19 protein-coding genes are annotated in these 22,151 nt (G+C 66.8%); 12 read left to right on the top strand and 7 right to left on the bottom strand.

Translation table 11 applies throughout. From position 1 onward, the window contains the following. Nucleotides 1-55: 55 nt before the first annotated feature. A complete protein-coding gene (locus tag Q0Q36_RS15785; protein ID WP_293799190.1) occupies nt 56-1,462 on the bottom strand; it encodes an MATE family efflux transporter in 1,407 nt (468 codons plus the stop codon). Between the two features lie 144 nt (nt 1,463-1,606). On the opposite strand from Q0Q36_RS15785, the gene Q0Q36_RS15780 reads away from it, so the two are divergent. From Q0Q36_RS15780 to Q0Q36_RS15735, 10 genes are all read left to right on the top strand, one after another. After that, entirely contained in the window at nt 1,607-2,836 is a 1,230-nt protein-coding gene (locus tag Q0Q36_RS15780; protein WP_293799189.1) for a M20 family metallo-hydrolase, read from the top strand. Nucleotides 2,837-2,847: 11 nt separating this feature from the next. Then, nucleotides 2,848-4,260, top strand: coding sequence for an amidase (locus tag Q0Q36_RS15775; RefSeq protein WP_293799188.1), 1,413 nt, complete (start codon nt 2,848-2,850; stop codon nt 4,258-4,260). Nucleotides 4,261-4,475: 215 nt separating this feature from the next. Then, a complete protein-coding gene (locus Q0Q36_RS15770; RefSeq protein WP_293799187.1) occupies nt 4,476-6,071 on the top strand; it encodes an ABC transporter substrate-binding protein in 1,596 nt (531 codons plus the stop codon). A 134-nt stretch (nt 6,072-6,205) separates the two neighbouring features. Continuing rightward, a complete protein-coding gene (locus tag Q0Q36_RS15765) occupies nt 6,206-7,147 on the top strand; it encodes an ABC transporter permease (RefSeq protein ID WP_265058434.1) in 942 nt (313 codons plus the stop codon). A 47-nt stretch (nt 7,148-7,194) separates the two neighbouring features. Further along, on the top strand, nt 7,195-8,049 hold the full coding sequence (locus tag Q0Q36_RS15760) for an ABC transporter permease (RefSeq protein ID WP_293799203.1): 855 nt from the start codon (nt 7,195-7,197) through the stop codon (nt 8,047-8,049). 111 nt (nt 8,050-8,160) lie between these two features. Then, nucleotides 8,161-9,096: an N-carbamoyl-D-amino-acid hydrolase gene (locus Q0Q36_RS15755; protein ID WP_293799186.1), complete on the top strand. Its 936-nt coding sequence runs from the start codon at nt 8,161-8,163 to the stop codon at nt 9,094-9,096. A 24-nt stretch (nt 9,097-9,120) separates the two neighbouring features. Further along, on the top strand, nt 9,121-10,284 hold the full coding sequence (locus Q0Q36_RS15750; protein ID WP_293799185.1) for an amidohydrolase/deacetylase family metallohydrolase: 1,164 nt from the start codon (nt 9,121-9,123) through the stop codon (nt 10,282-10,284). 6 nt (nt 10,285-10,290) lie between these two features. Continuing rightward, nucleotides 10,291-10,800, top strand: coding sequence for a GNAT family N-acetyltransferase (locus tag Q0Q36_RS15745; RefSeq protein WP_293799184.1), 510 nt, complete (start codon nt 10,291-10,293; stop codon nt 10,798-10,800). 36 nt (nt 10,801-10,836) lie between these two features. Beyond that, nucleotides 10,837-11,295, top strand: coding sequence for a RidA family protein (locus tag Q0Q36_RS15740; RefSeq protein ID WP_293799183.1), 459 nt, complete (start codon nt 10,837-10,839; stop codon nt 11,293-11,295). Further along, nucleotides 11,292-12,413, top strand: coding sequence for an alanine racemase (locus Q0Q36_RS15735; protein ID WP_293799182.1), 1,122 nt, complete (start codon nt 11,292-11,294; stop codon nt 12,411-12,413). The genes Q0Q36_RS15740 and Q0Q36_RS15735 overlap by 4 nt, the downstream gene beginning before the upstream one ends. Before the next feature lie 121 nt (nt 12,414-12,534). Here the strand turns inward: Q0Q36_RS15735 and Q0Q36_RS15730 are convergent, their stop codons facing one another. The 6 genes from Q0Q36_RS15730 to Q0Q36_RS15705 all read right to left on the bottom strand — a co-directional run bounded on the left by Q0Q36_RS15730 (nt 12,535) and on the right by Q0Q36_RS15705 (nt 19,124). Next, on the bottom strand, nt 12,535-13,125 hold the full coding sequence (locus Q0Q36_RS15730; RefSeq protein ID WP_293799181.1) for a hypothetical protein: 591 nt from the start codon (nt 13,123-13,125) through the stop codon (nt 12,535-12,537). Between the two features lie 83 nt (nt 13,126-13,208). Continuing rightward, on the bottom strand, nt 13,209-13,937 hold the full coding sequence (locus Q0Q36_RS15725) for a DUF1028 domain-containing protein (protein WP_293799180.1): 729 nt from the start codon (nt 13,935-13,937) through the stop codon (nt 13,209-13,211). A gap of 11 nt (nt 13,938-13,948) precedes the next feature. Next, a complete protein-coding gene (locus Q0Q36_RS15720; protein WP_293799179.1) occupies nt 13,949-15,748 on the bottom strand; it encodes a gamma-glutamyltransferase family protein in 1,800 nt (599 codons plus the stop codon). 17 nt (nt 15,749-15,765) lie between these two features. Then, nucleotides 15,766-16,647, bottom strand: coding sequence for an ABC transporter permease (locus Q0Q36_RS15715; RefSeq protein ID WP_293799178.1), 882 nt, complete (start codon nt 16,645-16,647; stop codon nt 15,766-15,768). Continuing rightward, the gene (locus tag Q0Q36_RS15710) at nt 16,647-17,591 is read right to left on the bottom strand and encodes an ABC transporter permease (protein ID WP_293799177.1); all 945 of its coding nucleotides are present in this window, start codon (nt 17,589-17,591) and stop codon (nt 16,647-16,649) included. The genes Q0Q36_RS15715 and Q0Q36_RS15710 overlap by 1 nt, the downstream gene beginning before the upstream one ends. Before the next feature lie 27 nt (nt 17,592-17,618). After that, nucleotides 17,619-19,124, bottom strand: a complete 1,506-nt coding sequence (locus tag Q0Q36_RS15705; RefSeq protein ID WP_293799176.1) for an ABC transporter substrate-binding protein — start codon at nt 19,122-19,124, stop codon at nt 17,619-17,621. 305 nt (nt 19,125-19,429) lie between these two features. Here Q0Q36_RS15705 and otnK point away from each other — a divergent pair, with 305 nt between their 5' ends. Together otnK and Q0Q36_RS15695 are read left to right on the top strand one after the other, a co-directional pair. Next, the gene (gene otnK, locus Q0Q36_RS15700) at nt 19,430-20,695 is read left to right on the top strand and encodes a 3-oxo-tetronate kinase (RefSeq protein ID WP_293799175.1); all 1,266 of its coding nucleotides are present in this window, start codon (nt 19,430-19,432) and stop codon (nt 20,693-20,695) included. A gap of 116 nt (nt 20,696-20,811) precedes the next feature. Next, complete coding sequence (locus tag Q0Q36_RS15695) at nt 20,812-22,140, top strand: malonyl-CoA decarboxylase (RefSeq protein ID WP_293799174.1); 1,329 nt, start codon at nt 20,812-20,814, stop codon at nt 22,138-22,140. The last annotated feature ends 11 nt before the right edge of the window (nt 22,141-22,151 follow it).

Genomic DNA, 22,151 nt, shown 5'->3' with positions numbered 1-22,151 from the left:
GTGTCCGTGCCACGCTGTTGCCGTTCCGCAACAGCGTGGGTTGCTGTCTCGCGCGTCAGGCTGCCTCCTGCAGCCCCCATTTCAGCAGCCCTAGTCTTTCGCGGGCTCGCCAGCGCCAGAGCATCATCACGGCGACGACCGAGAGCCCGGTCACGAGCCCGATCCAGATGCCGCGCCCGGCAAGCGGCGTCAGGAAGCCGAGGGCGGCCGAAAGCGGCAGGCCGATGCCCCAATAGCCGATGCCGGCGAGGATCATCGGCAGCCGCGTATCGCCAAGGCCGCGCAGGATCGAGGAGCCGATGACCTGCGCACCGTCCGCGATCTGGAAGACGGCGGCATAGAACAGGAAGATCACCGCGATCTGAGCGACCGCTTCCGCGCCCGGCTTCGAGCGATCGAGGAAGGGCGCGATCAGCCAATGCGGCACGGTCGCCATCAGGAGTGCGGTGAAGCACATGAAGCTCAGCGCCAGGATCAGCGCCATCATGCCGGCGCGCCGGATGCCGTCCTTGTCGCCGGAGCCGAAGGCGCGCCCGACCCGCACGGTCCCGGCCTGGCCGATGCCGAGCGGCACCATGAAGGCGAGCGAGGCGATCTGGATCGCGATCGCATGGGCGGCGAGCGCGGTCGAGCCGATCAGCCCCATCATGAAGGCGGCGCCGTAGAAGATCAGCGATTCGAAGGAGAGCGTCAGCGAGATCGGCAGGCCCATGCGCCAGAAGGCGCGGTAGCGCGGCCAGTCCGGCACCCAGAAGCGGCCGAACACTAGGTAACGCCGGAACCGCCGGTCGAGCGAGACGACGAGTGCGAGCCCGAGGAACATCAGCGCCGATGACAAGGCCGTCGCCATGCCGGAACCGGGCAGGCCGAGCGCCGGGAAGCCGAGGCGCCCGAACATCAGGCACCAGTTGGCGAAGGCGTTGAACGCGACCGCGAAGAGCACGACGATGAAGGCCCAGCGCGGCCGTTGCAGCGCAGCGACGAAGCCGCGCAGGCACAGATAGAGGAAGAAGGGGAAGAGGCCCCATTGCAGCGTGTGGATATAGGACGCCGCCGCCTTCGACAGCGCCGGGTCCTGCCCCATCGCTTTCAGGATGAACTCGGCCTGCCAGAGGAAGAGCCACATCGGCCCGACCATGGTCGCCGCGGCCCAGAAGCCCTGCCGGACCGTGCGGCGCAGATCGCGCACCGCATGCTTGTTGCGGCCGAGCTCGATCGCGAGCATCGGCGCGACGGCGCCCATCGCGCCGATGCCGAAGATCAGGGCGGCATTGTAGAGATTCGTGCCGAGCGCGCCGGCCGCCAGCGAATCCGGGCCGAGATGGCCCATCATGATGACGTCGGTCGCCGTCATCGCGGTCTGCGCGACATTGGTCAGCACCATCGGCCAGCTCAGGGCCAGCATGGCGCGAGCCTCCGCGAGCCAGGGACGATGCGGACGGGATTCGACGATTGCGGACATGGGGCGCCGCTTCTACCGCCGATCGGAGCGCCGAAACAGCCTGTGCCACGCGCTCCGCCGCCCGGAACCGATGCGCTGGACGCGGGTCGACAAGCGCGGCCGCGGTCTGCATCTTGCCTTGCCGACGACGGAGGGCCTGAACCGATGAGCACCAATCTGAGGATCGACGGCGCGAGACTGACCTCGCGCCTGACAGAACTCTCGAAGATCGGTGCGACGCCGGAAGGCGGCTGCCGCCGGCTTGCCCTGACCGATGAGGACAAGCAAGGGCGTGACTGGCTCGTCGGCCAGATGAAGGCGCTCGGCCTCGATACCCGCGTCGATGCGATCGGCAATATCGTCGGTATCCTTAAGGGACAGGAGGACGGCCCGGCCGTCATCATGGGCTCGCATATCGACACGGTCGGCACCGGCGGGCGCTTCGACGGCGCACTCGGCGTCGTCGCGGGCGTCGAGGTTCTCGCGGCCTTGCGCGATGCCGGCCTGACGCCGAAGCGCGACATGGCGGTGATCGCCTTCACCAACGAGGAGGGTGCGCGCTTCCACCCCGACATGCTCGGCTCCTATGTCTGGGCCGGCGGCATGAGCGTCGAGGCGGCGCACCGGGAAGTCGATTCCAACGGCCTCGGCCTCGGCGCCGAACTGAAGCGCATCGGCTACGAGGGCGCGGAGAAGCCGGGCTTCCTGCCGGCCCATGCCTATCTCGAGATGCATATCGAGCAGGGGCCGATCCTGGAGAACGAGGGCGGTGGGCTCGGCGCCGTCACCGGCATTCAAGGCATCTGCTGGCTGGAACTCACGCTCAAAGGCCGCCCCAGCCATGCCGGCACGACGCCGATGGCCTATCGCAAGGACCCGGGCCTCGCCGCGGCGCGCATCAACATCTTCGCGAACGAATTGACCAAGACGATTCCCAACCAGCTCGCCAATAGCGGCGTGATCCGTGTCCAGCCCGGCAACGTCAATGTCGTGCCCGAGACGGTGGTGATGACGCTCGACCTGCGCAATCCGCTCGATGCCCCGCTCGCCCAGGCCGAGGCTGCGGTCCGCGCTTTCTGCGCCGAGCTCGCCGAGCGCGACGGCATCGAGATTTCCTTCCGCGACCTCGCCCGCTTCCCGGCGACGCCTTTCGCCGAGGAGATCATCGCCGAGGTCGAGCGCAGCGCCGGCGAGTTCGGCTTGCCGATCCGGCGGATGATTTCCGGTGCAGGCCATGACGCCCAGATGATGGCGCGGCTCTGCCCGACGGCGATGGTGTTCATCCCCTCGATCGGAGGACTCTCGCACAACCCGGCCGAGTTCAGCACCGATGACGACATGGTCGCCGGCGCGAATATCCTGCTCACCACCGCCTGGCGCGTCGCCAACGCCTGAGAGGTTCCCGCATGACGACGATCGCCTCGCTTTCCGCCGCCGAACTCGGCCCGCTCTATGCCAGCAAGCAGCTCTCGCCCGTCGAGGTGGCGAAGGACACGCTCGCCCGGATTGAGCGCTTCGAGCCCGCAGTGAATGCCTTCGCCGTCCGCGACGAGGCGGTGACGTTGGCCATGGCCGAAGCCTCGCAGGGGCGCTGGTTGAAGGGCGAGGCGATCGGCCCGCTCGACGGCGTGCCGGTCACCATCAAGGATAATCTCGGCGTCGCCGGCTGGTCGATGCAGCGCGGCTCGGCCATCGCCTCGACCGCGCCCTTTCCCGAAGATTCCCCGGTCTCGGCGCGGTTGCGCGAGGCCGGCACGGTCTTCCTCGGCAAGACCACCATGCCGGAATATGGCTGGAAGGGCGTCGGCGATTCGCCGGCGACCGGCATCACCCGCAATCCCTGGAATACCGGCACCGGGCCGGGCGGTTCCTCCTCCGGCGCGGCTGTCTGCGCGGCGCTCAACCTCGGTTGCATCCATATCGGCACGGATGGAGCAGGCTCGGTGCGAATCCCCGCCGCCTTCACCGGCGTCGTCGGGCTGAAGCCGAGCTATGGCCGCGTCCCGGCCTGGCCGATCTCGGTCATGGGCTTCCTCGCCCATCTCGGGCCGCTGACGCGTACCGTCACCGATACCGCGCTCGCCATGAAGGTGATAGGCCAGCCCGATGCGCGCGACATGACCGCGCTGACGGACCGCCCGCCGGACTATGTCGACGGGCTCAAGGGCGGCCTCAGGGGCCTGCGCGTCGCCTGGTCGCCGCGTCTCGGCCGCTCGGTCACCGTCGATCCCGAGATCGCCGCGCTGACGGCAGCCGCCGCGCAGGCCTTCGCCGAACTCGGCGCCACGGTGGAGGAGGTCGATCCCGGCTTCGACGACCCCATTGATATCCTGATGACGCTCTGGTCCTCCGGCGCCGCGCTGGCCTTGAAGAGCATCGATGCCGCCGGGCGCAAGCAGATGGATCCCGGTCTCGTCGCGGTGGCGGAACAAGGCGAGCGCGTCCCGGCCTCGGCCTATGTCGATGCGCTCCTGAACCAGCGCAATGCGCTGGCCTACCGGATGGCGCAGTTCCATCAGAAGTATGATCTGCTGCTGACGCCGACCTTGCCGCTGCCGGCTTTCGCGGTCGGGCGCGATACGCCCGAGCATGGTGCCTATGGCGAGGATTGGACGCGCTGGACGCCCTTCACCTATCCCTTCAACATCACCGAGCAGCCGGCGGTTTCGGTCCCTTGCGGTCTGACGAAGGCGGGCCTGCCCGCCGGGCTCCAGATCGTCGGCGCCTTCGGCAAGGATGCGCTCGTCTTGCGGGCGGCAGCGGCCTTCGAACAGGCACGGCCCTTCGCGCGTGTGGATGAACCGGTCAAACCGATTTAGCCGCGGATTTTTTGATTGCCCCCGGAACCGGGCCGAAATGGCCCGTCCGGGACGGAAACCATGCATTCCCCGCCCTGAAGTTCCGTCTGGCACGAACCGTGCAGGCGGCGAGGGGGCTTCGATCGGGTGCTGCGGCGTGTTGTCAGGCGGAGTTTTTCTGCCCAAACTCGCGGCAAGGCAGCCCGCTCAGAGGCGCCGCTTCAGGGGAGAGCAGGATGGATCGCAGGACGTTTCTGAAATCCGCGACGGGCGCCGGCATGGCCGCCGCGACCGGGGGGCTGGCGATGCCGGCCCTCGCGCAAAGTCCAAGCAAGACGCTACGTTTCGTACCGCAGGCCAATCTCGCCAATTTCGACCCGATCTGGGGGACGCAATATGTCGTCCGCAATGCCGCGGCGCTGGTCTGGGACACGCTTTACGGCATCGATTCGAAGTTCCAGCCGCAGCGCCAGATGGTCGAGACCGAGGAGGTCTCCTCTGACGGCCTGAACTGGACCTTCAAGCTGCGCTCCGGCCTCAAGTTCCATGACGGCACGCCGGTCACCTCGAAGGACGTGGTCGCCAGCCTCGTGCGCTGGTCGGCGCGCGATCCGATGGGCCTGATGCTGCGGGCCATCCAGGTCGAGCTTGCGCCCGTCGACGAACTGACCTGGAAATGGTCGCTGAAGCAGCCCTTCCCGAAGATGCTGCTGGCGCTGGCCAAGAACAACGCGCCCTGTTCCTTCGTGATGCCCGAGCGCATCGCCAGGACCGACCCCTTCACGCAGATCACCGAATATATCGGCTCCGGCCCGATGAAGTTCCTGCGCAACGACTGGGTGCCCGGCGCCAAGGCGGTGTTCGAGAAATTCGCGGATTACAAGCCGCGCTCCGAGAAGGCCGACTGGCTCGCCGGCGGCAAGAACATCCTCGTCGATCGCGTCGAATGGGTGATCATGCCGGACGCCGCGACCGCCGCCGCCGCGCTCCAGAACGGCGAGGTCGACTGGTGGGAGACCCCGCTCGCCGATCTCGTGCCGGTGCTGAAGGGCCACAAGGATATTAACGTCGATATCGGCGATCCCCTGGGCAATGTCGGCGCCTTCCGCATGAACCACCTGTTCCCGCCCTTCAACAACGTGAAGGTGCGCCAGGCCGTGCTGACGGCCCTGAACCAGGAAGACTACATGCGCGCCGTCGTCGGCGACGACGACAAGCTCTGGAAGCCGCTGCCGGGCTTCTTCACGCCGGGCACGCCGCTCTACACCGAGGAGGGTGGCGACATCCTCAAGAAGCGCAATGTCGCGGAGGCCAAGAAGCTCCTCGCCGAGGCCGGTTACAAGGGCGAGCCGGTGGTCTGCGTCGTCGCGCAGGATATGGCCGCGACCAAGTCGATGGGCGACGTCACCGCCTCGCTGCTCAAGAGCATCGGCATGAACGTCGATTTCGTCGCCACCGACTGGGGCACGGTCGGCTCCCGCCGCGCCCAGAAGACGCCTCCCGGCCAGGGCGGCTGGAGCATGTTCCACACCTGGCATGCCGGCGCCGACTGCATCAATCCGGCGGCTTATACCGCGATCCGCGCGAATGGCGACAAGGCCTGGTTCGGCTGGCCCGACGTTCCTGCGGTCGAGACCGAGGTGACCAACTGGTTCAATGCCAAGGACCTTGCCGAGGAGAAGGCGGCGATGGGCCGGCTCAACAAGGCGGCCGTCGAGAACGTTGTCTTCGCGCCGACCGGCTTCTATCTCGGCTACCAGGCCTGGCGGAAGAACGTGACCGGCGTGGTCAGCGGGCCGCTGCCGTTCTTCTGGGACGTCAAGAAGGGCTGACAGCCCCCGTGCGGAGTGGCAAGGCGCTCCGCACTCCCGGGGCCGCTCAGGCTCCGCTGCCTCGCTTCGTCGCGACCCGGAAGAAGTCCGGGCCGCGGCTCCTGGTACTGCTCTGAACGAGGTCGAACGGCCCCATGCTTGCATTTGTCGTCAGGCGCATCGTCACGACCATCCCTGTGATGGCTTTCGTGGCTTTGTTCGTCTTTTCGCTGCTCTACATCGCGCCGGGCGATCCGGCGGCCATCATCGCCGGTGACCAGGCGTCGCCCGCTGATGTCGAGCGCATCCGCGCCAGCCTGGGGCTGGACCGGCCCTATCTCGTGCGCTTCGCCGAATGGTCGTTCCGGGTGATCCAGGGCGATCTCGGCACCTCGATCTTCACCAACCTGCCGGTGACGCAGCTGATCGCGCAGCGCATCGAGCCGACGCTCTCGCTGATGGTGCTGACGCTGATCTTCGCCGTCGTGGTCGCCGTGCCGATGGGCGTGGTCGCCGCCTGGAAGGCCGGAAGCTGGGTCGACAAGGCGGCGATGGGCTTCGCCGTGCTCGGCTTCTCGGTGCCGGTCTTCGTCGTCGGCTATCTGCTGGCCTATTTCTTCGCGCTGAAGCTCGATTGGCTGCCGGTGCAGGGCTACACGCCGATCGCGCAGGGCGTCTGGCCCTGGTTCAAGAACCTGATCCTGCCCTCGGTCACGCTCGGCCTCGTCTATATCGCGCTGATCGCCCGCATCACCCGCGCGACCATGCTCGAGGTGCTGCAGCAGGACTATGTCCGCACCGCCCAGGCCAAGGGCGTGGCGCAGAAGGATGTGCTGTTCCTGCACTCGCTCAAGAACGCGGCGGTGCCGATCGTCACCATCATTGGCATCGGCATCGCGCTGCTGATCGGCGGCGCGGTCGTCACCGAGAGCGTCTTCGCCATCCCTGGTCTCGGCCGGCTCACCGTCGATGCGATCCTGCGCCGCGACTACCCCGTCATCCAGGGCGTCGTGCTCATGTTCAGCCTGGTCTACGTGCTCGTGAACCTGCTGATCGACCTGACCTACACCCTCGTCGACCCGAGGATCCGCTATTGACCGCTCAATCGACCCCTGTGACCACCGCGCCCCCCGCCGCTGAGCCGGTGAAGGCGGAGCTCGGCCGCGCCGCCCGCTTCCGCCGCTATCTGCGCCGGCACCCTTCCGTCGCCGTTGGCGGTGGGCTTCTCATCCTGATGGCGCTGATCGGCATCTTCGCACCGCTGCTCTGGACCACCGATCCGACCGCGATCTCGCCGGCCAGGCGTACCCGCGTACCCTCCGAGCTCTACTGGTTCGGCACAGACATGCTCGGCCGCGACGTCTATTCGCGGGTGATCTACGGCGCCCGCGTCTCGCTGCTCGTCGGGTTCAGCGTTGCGGTGCTGTCCTCGGTCATCGGATTGGCGATCGGCCTCTTCGCCGGCTTCATCCGCTGGGCCGACGGCGTCATCATGCGCATCATCGACGGCATGATGTCGATCCCGCCGATCCTGCTCGCCATCGCCCTGATGGCGCTGACGCGCGGCTCGATCCAGAACGTCATCATCGCCATCACCATCGCCGAGATCCCGCGCGTAGCGCGTCTCGTGCGCGGCGTCGTCCTGTCCCTGCGCGAGCAGCCCTATGTCGAGGCAGCCGTTGCCAACGGCGCGCGCGCCCCGCGCATCATCTGGCGCCACATCCTGCCCAACACCTTCGCGCCGATGAGCGTGCAGGCGACCTATATCTGCGCCAGCGCGATGATCGTCGAAGCGATCCTGTCCTTCATCGGCGCGGGCGTGCCGCCCTCCGTTCCCTCCTGGGGCAACATCATGGCCGAGGGCAGAGCGCTCTGGCAGGTTCGTCCGCACATCATCCTGTTCCCGGCGGTGTTCCTCTCGATCACCGTGCTGGCGGTGAACCTGCTCGGCGACGGCCTGCGCGACTCCCTCGACCCAAGGCTCGCCAAGACGCTCTGAGAGCCTGCCCCGCAGCCAGGGCAACCCACGCCCCGCATTGCCGGCGCTTGACGCGCCGGCTCAGCACATCGAAGCCTTCCCTCAGGGTGATCCTCATCCGGAGCCTATGACGTGACCCGTATCCTCACCGTCGCCGCCGCCCAGCTCGGCCCCATCCAGCGTGATGAGAGCCGGGCCTCGGCGGTCGCCCGCATGATCGAACTGATGCGGCAGGCGAAGAGCCACGGCGCCGATCTCGTCGTCTATCCGGAAGCGGCACTCACCGCCTTCTTTCCGCATTGGTGGATCGACGACGAGGCCGAGATCGATAGCTGGTTCGAGAGCGCCATGCCCTCGAACGAGACCGCGCCGCTCTTCGAGGAGAGCAAGCGCCTCGGCGTGGGCTTCCATCTCGGTTATTGCGAACTCGCCTTCGAGCAGGGCCGCAAGCGCCGTTTCAACACCGCGATCCTCGTCGACAAATCGGGCTCGATCGTCGGCAAGTATCGCAAGATCCATCTGCCAGGCCATCCCGAGCACCGTCCGGCCGCGCCCTTCCAAAACCTGGAGAAGCGCTATTTCGAGACCGGCGAGCTCGGCTGGCCGGTCTGGCGGACGATGGACGCCAACATCGGCATGATGATCTGCAACGACCGCCGTTGGCCGGAGAGCTATCGCTCGATGGGCCTGCAGGATGTCGAGCTGATCGTGCTCGGCTACAACACGCCCAAGCACAATCCGCCGGCCCCGGACCATGATCGGCTCGGCAATTTCCATAACCAGCTCGTGATGCAGGCTGGTGCCTACCAGAACGCCACCTGGGTCGTCGGCGTCGCCAAGGCGGGGCTGGAGGCCGGCGTCGACCAGATCGGCGGCTCCTGCATCATCGCTCCGACCGGCGAGGTCGTGGCCCAGGCCGTGACCGAGGATGACGAACTCGTCCTCGCCCGTTGCGACATGGACCTCGGCAAGAGCTACAAGGCCTCCACATTCAATTTCGCCAGGCATCGCGAGCCTCAGGCCTATGGCCTGATCGTCGAGCGCAAGGGCGCCGTCTCCCCGGTTTGATCAGCCTCCGAAGGAAACAACAAAGTGACCCATGATCTCATCCTGAAGGGCGGCCGTGTCATCGACCCCTCGCAGAAGCATGACGGCATCCTCGATGTCGCCTTCACGGACGGCAAGGTCTCCGGCTTCGGCAAGGACCTGAAGGGCGCCAAGGAGATCCGCGACGTCTCCGGCTACATCGTCTCACCCGGCCTGATCGACCTGCATACTCATGTCTACTGGGGCGGCACCTCGCTCGGCATCGACGCCGACGAGTTCTGCCGCGTCTCCGGCGTCACCACCTCGGTCGATACCGGCTCGGCCGGTCCCGGCAACTGGCCGGGCTTCCGCAAGCACGTCATCGAGCCGAGTCAGGCGCGCATCCTGGCCTATCTCCATGTCTCGCATGCCGGCATCTACGGCTTCGACCATCGCGTCATGGTCGGTGAGAGCGGCGATCTGCGCCTGATGAACCCGATCGATTGCGCCGAGGTCGCCGACAAGAACCGCGACTACATCGTCGGCATCAAGGTCCGCGTCGGCCTGCACGCCTCGGGCGACCAGGGCACCAAGCCGCTGAACATCGCGCTGCAGGTCGCCGAAGAGGTCGGCATGCCGCTGATGTGCCATATCGACCATCCGCCGCCGTCCTATGAAGAGGTCATCGGCATGCTGCGCCCCGGCGACGTGCTGACCCACGCCTTCCGCCCCTTCCCGAATGCGCCTGCGACGGCGCAGGGCACGGTGAAGCCGGAGGTGCTGGCCGCCCGCAAGCGCGGCGTCATCTTCGACATCGGCCACGGCAAGGGCTCGTTCTCCTTCAAGACCACGCGCGCCATGCTCGCCAACGGCTTCGAGCCGGACGTGATCTCGTCCGACGTGCACAAGCTCTGCATCGACGGCCCGGCCTACGATCAGGTCACCACCATGTCGAAGTTCCTCTGCATGGGCATGAGCCTGAACAACGTCATCGCCGCCTCGACCGTGAATGCCGCCATGGCGCTGAAGCGGCCGGAATACGGCTCGCTCAAGGTCGGCTCGCTCGGCGATGCGACGATCCTGACCGTCAAGGAAGGCAAGTTCGACTATGTCGACGTCGTCGGCGAGCACCTGATCGGCGACAGGAAGATCGCGTCCGAGGGCGTTGTACTCAAGGGCAAGTGGTGGCACCCGAAGCGGACCAGCAAGTTCCCGAAGGTCGCGGCGTAAGCGTCCATGTCTGATGAAATGGGCTGGCGCCGCATGGCGCCGGCTGACCTGGCGGCCGTGATGGCGATCGCGGTCGTCGTGCATCCGGATTATCCCGAGGACGAGGCGGTCTTCGCCGAGCGTTTGCGGCTGGCGCCGGAAGGTTGCCATGTGCTGGCTGGCGAAGACGGGGCGCTGCAAGGCTATCTCGTCAGCCATCCCTGGCCGGCGGGCGCCATTCCTGCCCTGAACTCGCTGCTCGGCGCTATCCCGCAGAATGTCGCGAACTGGTATCTTCACGACCTTGCGCTGCTGCCGGCCGGGCGTGGCAATGGCGCTGCCGGCGCGATCGTGAGCGCGATCGCCGGGCAAGCCGCCGCATCCCGCCATACGAGCCTGGCGCTGGTCGCGGTCAACGCCTCGACCGGCTTCTGGCGGCGGCAAGGCTTTCGCGAGGTGCATGACCCTGCGCTTGATCGCAAGCTCGCAAGCTACGACGATGCGGCCCGCTACATGCGCCGTGATTTGCAGGGCTGAGGCAGCCCTGCGGCAAGAGCGTTCGAGGAGAACACCATGAGTGCCGAAGACAAGCTGAAGGAATTGGGGCTGACTCTGCCGGACGTGCCGAGCCCGGTCGCGACCTATGTCAGCTTCAAGCAGGTCGGCGACATGGTCTATCTCTCGGGCCAGGGTCCGAAGCGCGCCGACGGCACCTATCCGACCGGCAAGGTTGGCACCGATGTCACGATCGAGCAGGCCTATGAGCATGCCAAGCAGACCGGGCTCGGCCTGCTCGCGGCAATGAAGAAGGCGGCGGGCTCGCTCGACAGGGTCGAGATCGTCAAGCTGCTCGGCATGGTCAATGCCGCCCCCGATTTCTCTGATCATCCCAAGGTCATCAACGGCTGCTCTGACCTGTTCGTCGCCGTGCTCGGTGATCGCGGCCGCCATGCCCGCTCGGCCGTCGGCATGGGCTCGCTGCCCAACCGCATGACCGTCGAGATCGAAGTCATCGTCAAGGTGCATCCATGAGCGTGACCGCGACCACTTCCAGAGCCGTCGACCAGCCGGCAGCCACCCCGCTCGCCGCCGAGATCGCGCGCGTCTACGGCACGCCCGCCGTGGTGATCGATCTCGACAAGGTCGATGCCAATATCGCCCGCCTCCAGGCCACCTGCGATGCGGCCGGCCTCGCCAACCGCCCGCATATCAAGACGCACAAGTCGCCCGAACTGGCGCGGCTCCAGATCGAGGCCGGCGCGCGCGGCATTACCTGCCAGAAGCTCGGCGAGGCCGAGGTCATGGCCGATGGCGGCATCGACGACATCATGATCAGCTACAATATCCTCGGCGAGGAGAAGCTCGGCCGTCTCGGCGCGCTCCAGCGCCGTGTCCGGATGATCGTCGCCGCCGACAACCCCGTCACCATCTCCGGCCTGCCGCGGGCTGGCGAGATCGCGGGGCGCGACCTGGAGGTCGTCATCGAATGCGATACCGGCCGCAAGCGCGCCGGCGTCGAGACGCCCGGCGAGGCGGTGGAGCTTGCGAAGATGGTCGCGGCGTCGCCCGGCCTGCGCTTCGCCGGCTTCCTGATGTATCCGCCGGAGGACGGCTGGGAGCGCACGCAGGACTTCCTGGACACTGCCAATGCCGGCTTGCGCGATGCCGGTCTCAAGGCCGATATCGTCTCCACCGGCGGCTCGCCCAATCTCCCGCATATCGGCAAGCTCAAGGGCTCGACCGAGCACCGCTCGGGCACATCGATCTTCAATGACCGCATGCAGATCGCGGCCGGCGTCGCCTCGCTCGAGGATTGCGCGCTGACCGTCTATGCGACCGTGGTGAGCCGGGCCGGCCCGGAGCGCGGCATCCTCGATTCAGGCTCGAAGACGCTGACTAGCGACAAGGGCAACCTCGACGGCCACGGCTATATCCTCGAATACCCGGCGGCGCGGATCGCTCAATTCGCGGAGGAGCACGGATTCCTCGACCTCTCCGCCTCGAACAAGCGTCCGCTCGTCGGCGAGGTCGTGCGCGTGGTGCCGAACCATGTCTGCGTCGTCGTCAACATGGTCGACCGGCTGGTCACCGTGCGCGGCGACAAGCTGATCGGGGAATTGCCGGTCGCGGCGCGCGGCAAGCTGACCTGAGTCATCAAAACGGCTTCGGCCGTCATGGTCGGGCTTGTCCCGACCATCCACGTCTTCGTTGATGCAGAGCGGTGTTCAAGACGTGGGCGCTCGCCACAAGGGCGAGCATGACGGGCGGGCTTCAGTTCTGAAGGATCTTTGATCCTTTGATCGTGACATTGCCGGACGCCTTGGCCTCGAGGCGTCCGGAGGCCCTGATCGTGATGTCGTGCCCTTGCAGCTCGACGCTGCCGTCCTTCTTCATGTTCAGCTTGGCGTCGCCGCTCTTCAGGGTGGATCCGTCGGCGCTTTCGATGGCGAGCGCCTTGCCGACGCGTAGCGTCATGTCCTTCCCGATGCTCATCGCCATGTCCTTGCCGGCGGTGACGGCGAAGTTCTGCCCACTGTCGATCGCGCAACCCACGGCTGCGCTGACATTGAAGCTGCGGGTTTCGAACGTGGCTTCATGACTGGTGCTGACGCGCAGGCGGTTGCCGATGACGAGATTGGCGTTGGAACCTGCCGTCACCGCGAGATTGGCCCCGGCGGTCAGCGTCATCGGGCCGCCGGCGGTCAGCGAGATGCCAAACCCGCAATTGACGGTGAGCGAGCCCGGCGCGTTGATGACGACATTGCCGCTCCGGTCCGCCGAAATCGCCTGCAGCAAGGCTGCGATCTGCGCCTCCAGCGTGGCGATGCGCCTCTGGAGAGCCTCGTGGTCCGGATCGGCCATCGCATTCTCCATTCGTCGGCATGACAGGATGACGAAGCGTCAGCCTATCATGCGAAGGGCGCTGCGAGAATGCGTTTGGCCGGTCAGGTCTCTGGGTGCCGGGCGTTCCAGCCGGCCGCGTATTCCGCGCAGAGGCGATCGAGCTCGGCCCGATCGGTGACGCCGGCCGGGCGCCCGCGCGAGGGCGAGGCCTGCTGGAACGGCACCGACCGCTGATGCGCCACGCGCCAGAGCCGCCGCAGCTCCTTCAACGGATCCGTATGGTCATCGACGCGGATGTCGATGCTCGGGACCGGCTCGCCGCTCCAGATGCGGATCGCTGCCGATTGCTTGCCGCGCTTGTCGCCGCCGGCCTTCTCGCCGGCTTCGAGCGCGACCAGCAGCCGCTCGTCGAAATCGAGTGCCGAGGCGGCGATATAGGCCTTCAGCGTCTCCTGTACGACTTCCGGCCCGGCCAGCATGTTGCCGGCGACCGAGACCTGCGGCCCGTCGACGGCGCCGCACCAGTCGATGCAAGCAGCGCCGGTATAGGCGGCTATCTTGCCGTCGCGGTCGATGACATGGAGCTGGCGATGGGCACGGCCCTCGTCGGCTGCGGTCAGCGTCGCGACGATCTCGACCGCCGAGCGGCCTTCCTGAAGCAATCTCAGGCCGTCGATCCCGTAGAGCGGATTGACGAAGGCCTGCGTCGCGATCGCGCCGACCCGCCCTCCGCCATAGGGCACGCGGGCGCCGACGGCGAAGGCGCAGGTCGAGACGGCGACGCCATAGGCGCCGGTCGCGGCGTCGCGGGCGACGATGGACCAGGTCATGCGATCATTCCTCAGCGGCCGGCGGCATAGGCCTGCATCAGACGCGGCGTCGCGGCGGCGCGCAAGAGGCCATCATCGCCGCGTTCCGCCGCGGTCAGGCGCCCGACCGTCCAGGCCGGCGCCTTCTCGACGTCATGGCCGCGGCGCTCCAGCTCGGCGATGGCGGCAGCGCCGATGCTCTCCTCGATCATCATATGGCCCGGCCGCGACGAGCGCGGATAGAAGGAGGAGGGGAAATGCTGCGTGTGGAACAGCGGCAGGTCGATCGCCTCCTGCAGGTTGAGGCCGTGATGGACGCGGCGGAGGAACAGGCCGAGCTGCCACTGCTCCTGCTGGTCGCCGCCCGGCGTGCCGAAGGCGAGGCGGGGCTTGCCGTTCTCGAAGGCGAGCGAGGGCGTCAGCGTCGTGCGCGGCCGCTTGCCCGGTGCGAGCGAGGCCGGCAGACCCTCTTCCAGCCAGAACATCTGGGCGCGCGAGTTGAGCGGGAAGCCGAGTTCCGGGATGACCGGCGAGGATTGCAGCCAGCCGCCCGAAGGCGTCGCCGCGATCATGTTGCCCCATTTATCGATGACGTCGATATGGACCGTGTCGCCCTTGCGGCCGGCCGCGACCATCGAGGCCATGGTCGGCTCGCCGACGCTGGCGCCGCCCTGCGTCGGCTGGGCGATGGCGCCGAGCGCCCTCATCGCATGCGCGACCTGCGCCTCGTATCCCGAGACGATGCCCGGCCGCAGCTCCAGCGAGGCGCGCTCGCCGATCAGCCCGCGCCGGCCGGCGGCATAATCCTCGGAGAGCAGTGTCGCGAGTGGCACCTTCACGAAATCCGGATCGCCGTAATAGGCCTCGCGATCGGCGAAGGCGAGCTTCATCGCCTCGACGACATGGTGGACGAATTCCGGGCTCGCCGGCCCCATCCCGGCGAGATCGACGCCTTCGAGGATCTTCAGCGTCTGCAGGAAGGCCGGGCCCTGGCCCCAGGGGCCGATCTTGAAGACCTCCCAGTCGTGATAGGTCACCGAAGTCGGCGTCTCGTAGGTCGGCTGGTAATTCGCCATGTCCTGCGCTGTCAGCAGGCCCTTGTTGCGGCGGCCGGAGGAATCCATCACCTCCTGCGTGCGGCAGAAGCGGTCCATCGCCTCGGCGACGAAGCCCTTGTACCAGGCGTCATAGGCGCCCTGGATCTGCTCCTGCCGATCGCTGCCCTTGGCCTCCGCCTCGGCGATGATGCGCTTGTAGGTCTCGGCCGCGGCCTTGTTGGCGAAGAGCTTGCGCGCTTCCGGCACGTTGCCGCCGGGCAGGTAGACCGCGCCCGAGGTCGACCACTCGTTGGAGAAGAGGTCGGTCAATTCCCGGATCGAATCCGAGACGCGCGGCAGCATCGGGTGGCCGTTCTCGAAATAGCCGATCGCCGGCTCCAGAACGTCGCGCAGCTTGAGCCGGCCATGGTCGCGCAGCAGCGTCATCCAGCCGCCGAAGGCGCCGGGAATGACGGTCGCGAGCAGGCCCGAACCCGGAATCAGGTCGAGGCCGAGCGCCTTGTAGGCGGCGATCGTCGCGGCCTGCGGGGCCGGTCCCTGCGCGCAAAGCGTTTCGACCTTCCCGGTCTCGGCCGAATAGAACACGGCGGGCATGTCGCCGGCCGGTCCGACGAGATGTGGCTCCACCACTTGCAGCACGAAGGCGGCGGCGGCGCAGGCGTCGAAGGCGTTACCGCCCTTTTCCAGCATCGCCATGCCCGACGCGGTCGCGAGCCAGTGCGTCGAGGTGACGACGCCGAAAGTGCCGAGGATTTCGGGGCGGGTGGTGAACATGGGCGTATCCCTGAAGCCTAGTTTTCTTTGGGGTCGAGCGCGTCGCGCAGGCCGTCGCCGAGCAGGTTGAAGCCGAGCACGGCGAGGAAGATGCAGGCGCCCGGCGCTACCGACATCCACGGCGCCTGCTCCATGAAGTTCTTGGCGACGTTGAGCATCTGACCCCAGGACGGCGCCGGCGGCTGCTGGCCGAGGCCGAGGAAGGAGAGGGCGGCTTCCAGGATGATCGCCTGCGCCATGAACAATGTCGACTGCACCACGATAGGGGACAGGGTGTTGGGCAGAACATGGCGGAACATCAGCCTGAGATCGCGCGCGCCGACGGCCCGCGCGCCCTCCACGAAATCCTCCGCCTTCACATTCATCACCTGGCCGCGGATCAGCCGGATGAAAATCGGCACGGCCGAGAGGCCGATCGCTATCATCGCATTGGTCAGCGATGGCCCGAGCACGGCGGCAAAGGCGATGGCGAGGATCAGGAAGGGGCAGGCCAGCAGGGCTTCGGTGACGCGCGAGATCACGATGTCGACCCAGCCGCCATACCAGCCGGCGAGCAGGCCGAAGGGCAGGCCGATCGCCACCGCGATCATGACCGAGACGATGCCGGCGAGCAGCGAGGCCCGCGCGCCGAAGAACAGCCGCGTGACCTGGTCGCGGCCGAGCTCGTCCGTCCCGAACCAGTAGAGTTCGGAGGGCGGCTTGCGGATGGCGAGGAAGTTGGACTTGAACGGGTCCGCCAATGGCAACACAGGCGCGAGTAGCGCCATCAGCACGAAAAGCAGCACGATGCTGCCGCCGATCAGCGCCGACTTGTTGCGCAGGAGGCGCGCCAACACGCCCGGACGCGCGGTGATGCCGGCCGACGCGCCCGCAGAGCCGATGGAATCGAGCGATGCCATCAGCCGGTCCTCAGGCGTGGATTGACGACGATGTACAGGATGTCGGCGATCAGGTTCATCAGGATGAAGCCGATGGCCGTGCACAGCACCACGCCCTGAACCACGCCATAGTCGCGATTGAACACGGCATCGACGATCAGCTTGCCGAAGCCGGGGATGGTGAAGACCTGCTCGGTCAGCACCGCGCCGGCCAGCAACTCGCCGAAGAGCAGAGTCGTCAGCGTGATGATCGGCACCAGCGCGTTGCGCAGCGCATGGCGATGCATAACTGTGTCCTCGTCGAGGCCCTTGGCGCGGGCGGTGCGGACATAGTCGGAGCGCAATACCTCCAGCATCGCCGAACGGGTATGACGCATCAGGGAGGCGGCGAGCCCGTTGCCGAGCACGAAAGCCGGCATGATCAGCCGCTGGATCGCCTCCCAGGGGTGGACGAAGATCGATTCATAGCCCGAAGCCGGCAGCCATTTCAGGTGCACCGAGACCAGCAGGATCAGCATGATCCCGAACCAGAAATTCGGGATCGAAAGCCCCCATAGCGCGACGGCGCTGGCGGAGTAGTCGACGATCGTGCCCTTGCGGCGTGCTGCCAGGATGCCGATCGGAATACCGATCGAGATCGCGACGAGGATCGAGGCGGTGGCGAGCTGGATCGTCACCGGCAGCTTCTGCAGGATCAGCCCGAGCACCGGCTCGCCGGTCCGCAGCGAGCGCCCGAAATCGCCCTGCACGACTTGGCCGAGCCAGGCGAAGAACTGGACGAAGATCGGATCGTCCATGCGGTAGATCTCGCGCAGCCGCGCGATCACCTCGGGGTCGCGCTCCTCGCCGGCGATGACGAGGAAGGGGTCGCCCGGCAGCGCGCGCTGCAGAGCGAAGACGAAGAGCGATACCAGGAACAGCGTCGGTATCGCGATCAGGAGGCGGCGGAGGATCAGCGTGGCCACGGGCCACTCCTCACGATAGGAGCGGCGTCACGAGCGCTTCAGCCCCGCGAGCCGGATCATCCCGTCCGGATTGATCACGAAGCCCTGCATGTTGGAGCGCAGCGCGAAATAGCGCTTGTCGTTGTAGAGATAGATGATCGGCAGCTCGTCCAGCAGGATCTTCTGTGCGGCATCGTAGTGCTTCTTGCGCTCGGCCGCGTCGTAGATAGTGCGCGCTTCGTCGAGCTCCTTGTCGACTTGCGGATTGGAATACTTGCCGTCGTTCTGGTTGCCCTTGGTGGTGACGAAGGCGTGGATATTGCCGTCCGGGTCGATGCGGCCGGACCAGCCGATCAGGCTGAGCTGGAACTTGCCTTGCTGCTGGTCACGCAACTGGCTGGCGAATTCGGTCGAGCGGATCTGGATGTCGATGCCGGCTTCCTGCGCCATCGCCTGGATCACCTGGCCGACCTGCGCCTGGACCGGGTTGTTGGTGACGAAGAGCTCGACCGAGAGTTTTTCCGTCCCGGCCGCCTTCATCAACGCCTTGGCCTTGGCGACATCGCGCGCCGGCACCGGGAAATCGGCGCTCAGATAGGGGTTGCCGGGGTTGAAGGGTTGCATCATCGGCTCGTAGAGCCCGTCGAAAACCGCGTCGTTCAGAACCTTGCGGTCGATCGAGAGCGAGAGAGCCTGACGGATGCGCTTGTCCAGCCCCATCGGCTGCTTGGCAGCCTCACCGTTATTGGTGTTCACGGTGATGCCCTGATAGCCGAGATTGGCGACGCTCATGACCTTGAGCGACTTGTCGGCTTCGGCCGATTTCACGTCGGTCGGCGCCAGCCGCTCCAGCATGTCGAGCTCGCCGGAGCGCAGATTGGCGAGGCGCACCGTGGTATCGGGGATCGACCGGTAGACGATGCGGTCGAAGCTGTACTTGTCGGCCTCCCAGTGCTCCTTGAATTTTTCCAGCACGATCCGGTCGTTCTGGACGCGCTCGACGAATTTGTAGGGGCCGGAGCAGATCGGCTTCGCCGTGACGTCGCTGGAGAGGCTCTTGGGCGAGAGCATCATGCCGGCGCGATCGGTGAGCTGGGCGAGCAGCGTGGCGTCGGGCCGCTTCAGCTTCAGCACCAGCGTCGTTGCATCGGGCGCCTCGACTTTGTCGACCGAGGCGAGCTCCGATTTGCGCAGCGAATCCGGCAGGGTCATCGCGCGTTCGAGATTGGCCTTGGCCGCCTCGGCGTTGAAGCTCTCGCCGTCATGGAACTTGGCGTCTGTGCGCAGCTTCATCGTCAGCGTCAGCCCGTCTGCGGAGAAACCCCACTCCGTCGCCAGCCGCGGCACCAGCTTCAGCTCGGGCGTGATGTCGAGCAGCCGGTCGCACAGGCCCATGAAGACGATGCGGCCGACGAAGGTGCGCGCCTTGTGCGGGTCGAGCATGTCGGGGTCTTCCTGCACCCCGATCCGCAGGGTCGATGGGGTCTGGGCCAGTGCCGGCACTATCGCAAGCGCGAGCGCGGCAGCCGAAATCGCAACCTTCAGCAGATTCATGATTGTCCCCTCGTTCCGGACGTTGTCGGCGAACGTTCCCGCCGCTTGGCGCGTGGGTCGTCCTGCTCAATTCGTTCCTTGTGGCACTAACCTGACTCAGATCGCGCCTGCCGTCGATGACGCGCCGCACCAATTCTGAGGCAGCCCTGCCTGCCGCGTGGGCAGAGGCGGCATGGCTTGAAACCGGGGTTCCATGCCCGCGGCGGACATGCACGATGCGGCCATGACGCTCGCCTCGTTATGCGGCTGCGATTAGTGTGACTAAAGAAGTTCGAAGCCCGAGAGGGTTCTAGGGAGATTTGGGCATGCTGCTGGGCGTGATCGCCGACGACATGACGGGCGCGACCGATGTCGCGCTGATGCTGAACCGGGCGGGCATGCGCACCGTGCAGGTGATCGGCGTGCCTCCCGTCGGCTCGGCCTTGCCCGAGGCCGATGCCGTCGTCGTCGCGCTGAAATCGCGGACCAATCCGGTCGCCGAGGCCGTCGCGGATTCGCTCGCCGCCTGCGAAGCCCTGTTGAAGGCCGGCGCGCGCCAGATCCTGTTCAAATACTGCTCGACCTTCGATTCGACGGCTGAGGGCAATATCGGGCCGGTCGCGAATGCGCTGGCCGAGCGGCTGGATGCCAAGCTCGCCATCGTCTGCCCGGCTTTCCCGGCCAATGGCCGCTCGATCTATCAGGGCTATCTCTTCGTCGGCGCGGTGCCGCTGCATGAGAGTTCGATGAAGGATCACCCGCTGACGCCGATGCGGGATTCGAACCTGATGCGGTTGATGTCAGCGCAGGCGAAGACCGAAACCGGCCTCGTCGACTACGCCACCGTGCTCGGCGGCTCCTCTGCCGTGAGGGCGCGTCTCGCGAAGCTCGAGGCCGACGGGGTCCGCTATGCCGTGACCGACGCGCTGACCAACGAGGACCTGATGACGCTCGGCCATGCCGTGTCCGAACATGTCCTGCTGACCGGCGGCTCCGGCATCGCCATGGGCCTGCCGCAGAATTTCCGCCGCGCCGGCCTGCTGCCAGAGCATCCCGGTCCGCAGGATCTGAAGGCGCCGGCTGGGCGTGCCGGGATCATCTCCGGGAGTTGCTCGACGGCGACGCGCGGCCAGATCAAGGCGGCGCTTGCGGCAGGCTATCCCGCGCTCAAGGTCGATCCCTTCGCGTTGGCCGACGGCCGGCAGGATGCCGCCGGCCTCGCCGCCTGGGCACTGGCGCAGCCGGCCGACAAGCCGTTCCTCGTCTATTCGAGCGACGACCCGGCAGAGGTCGCGGTGGTGCAGGACAAGCTCGGTCGCGAGAAAGCGGGCAGCATTGTCGAGCATGCTTTCGCCGAACTGGCACGGCGCCTGTCTGAAGGCGGCGTGACGCGGCTTCTCGTCGCAGGCGGCGAGACCTCGGGCGCGACCGTGCTCGGCCTCGGCATTCGCACCCTGGAGATCGGTCCCGAGATCGACCCCGGTGTGCCCTGGACGCGCGTCGTCGACGGCCCCGAGATGGTCGTCGCGCTGAAATCGGGCAATTTCGGCGCGCCGGACTTCTTCCTGAAGGCCTGGAGCCTGCTGCGCTGATGGGGCGGAGCGTGTCCGGCGCGCTCGCGATGACGGCAAGTCATGATATCGCCGCGCTTCCGTCGCGATGCGGTGCGCTCTAAGATTGCATCGCAACCAAGAGGCCCGCATCGGACATGGCGTTTCTCGGCGAACTTCTCACCAATGTGGCGGATCGCGGCCGCGCGCTGATCGGCTTCGAGCGTTTCCTCGGCAACCGCTCGCGCCCGATCGACAAGCTCTGCGAGGATCTGCTCTCCGGCCGCGGCGAAGCTTCTGGCATGGCGCTGGCGCAGGCCGTGCTGGAAGCCTGGCAAGGCCTCGACAAGCCCGGCCGGCTCGCCTTCTTCAATGTGCTGCGCGAGCGTTTCGGCCCCGATCACGAGCGGCTCGACGCGGCGATCGAAGCCTATCGCGCCAAGCCCTATCCCGCGACGGTGGCAGCGCTGCATCAGGCGTCCGAGCCGCGCCGGCAGGAATTGCTGCGACGCCTCAATCTCGCGCCTGAGGGCACGCATGTGCTGGTGCGGATGCGCGAGGCGCTGTTCGAGGCAATGTCGGCGGAGCCGGAACTGAAGGGCATCGATGACGATTTCCGCCATCTCTTCGGCTCCTGGTTCAACCGCGGCTTCCTCGTTCTGCGCCGCATCGACTGGCGCACGCCGGCGAACGTGCTGGAGAAGATCATCCGCTATGAGGCGGTGCATGAGATCCAGGGCTGGGACGATCTCAGGCGCCGGCTGGAGCCGGCTGACCGGCGCTGCTTCGCCTTCTTCCATCCCCAGCTCGTCGACGACCCCCTGATCTTCGTCGAGGTTGCGCTGACCGGCGACATCCCGCGCAGCATCGGCGAAGTGCTGGAGCCGGAGCGGGCGATCCTGCCGGCGCAGCAAGCTACGACGGCCGTGTTCTATTCGATCTCGAACTGCCAGGAGGGCCTGCGCGGCATTTCCTTCGGCAATTTCCTGATCAAGCAGGTCGCGGAAGATCTGAAACGCGAATTGCCGGGGCTCGACACCTTCGTGACGCTCTCGCCGGTGCCCGGTTTCGCGCGCTGGCTCGCCGGCATCGCGACCGAGCCCGGCGATCTCGTCCTCACCAACGAGGAGCGCTCCGAGCTTGCACGCCCGGCCGGCGAGACGATCTCGCTCGACGAGATCACGAAGGCGCGGCGCGACAAGCTGCTCGGCCAGATGATGGCGGAATACATGCTGCGGGCGCGCACGGCGTCCGGCCGCGTCATCGATCCGGTCGCGCGCTTCCATCTCGGCAACGGCGCCCGGCTGGAGCGGATCAATGTCGGCGGCAATCTCTCGGCGCGGGGCCTGCGCGAGTCGCATGGCGTAATGGTCAATTACCGCTACGAACTCGACGATATCGAGACCAACCACGAAGCCTTCGCCACCCGCAACACGGTGGTGGCCTCCTCCGGCGTGCGCAAGCTGCTGCGCCCGGCGGCTAATTAAGACGGAAACGC

It is taken from the genome of uncultured Allobosea sp. (assembly GCF_945957345.1).
In the GTDB taxonomy this organism is placed as follows: Bacteria; Pseudomonadota; Alphaproteobacteria; order Rhizobiales; family Beijerinckiaceae; genus Allobosea.
This window is presented reverse-complemented; position numbering and strand designations above follow the sequence as displayed.